Annotated in this window: 1 protein-coding gene; it reads left to right on the forward strand. The window is 29.5% G+C overall.

Translation table 11 applies throughout. The features are described 5' to 3' along the window. On the forward strand, window positions 1-438 hold a 438-nt coding region (locus ETC00_RS19465; RefSeq protein ID WP_171567702.1), incomplete at its 5' end, for a DNA gyrase C-terminal beta-propeller domain-containing protein. Window positions 439-647 lie beyond the last annotated feature (209 nt).

Raw genomic sequence — 647 nt, forward strand, 5'->3', positions numbered from 1 at the left:
TTCGTCTATAAAAATAAAGGTTTTGGAGCTAGATTTTCAACAGAAGAAGTTAAAGAAACAAATCGTATGGCAGGAGGTATTAAATCTATTGAATTAACAGAAGATGAATTTATTATAGGTATGGACATTGTGAATCCTTCAGACAAATTTATCTTTTGTTTAACTGATAAAGGTACAGGAAAGAAATGTACATTAGATAATTTTAAAACAATGACTAGAGGCTCTAAACCTTTAAGAATTATATCATTAGAAGAGAATGAATCTATTTCCTTAATTCGTACAGTTAAAGGAACTGAAAAGTTTAAAGTATTTCTAAAATCTACAATTGAAGAAATTGATATGAAAGAAGTTGTGGAACTACCTAGACTTTCTAAAGGAAAAAAATTACTACCTGTTCCTAAAGGAGAAGTAATCGTAGATATTAAAGAAGTTAAGTAAATAAATTAAAAATGGCGGGATAAAATAGTTCTCTCGCCTATTTTTTTATATTGATAAACCTTCCCACCCCTCCTCTTTTCATAAAGAACAAATTTATAAAAGTAAAGGGTGGAGAGGAAGGTAAAAAATTATGGCTGAATGGTTTAAAAAAGCACAGGAGCTTAAGTCTAAAGGACTTAACCTCAAACAAATTAGTGAACAACTGGGAA

This window comes from Brevibacillus sp. MCWH (assembly GCF_013096935.1).
Classification (GTDB): domain Bacteria; phylum Bacillota; class Bacilli; order Brevibacillales; family Brevibacillaceae; genus Brevibacillus; species Brevibacillus aydinogluensis.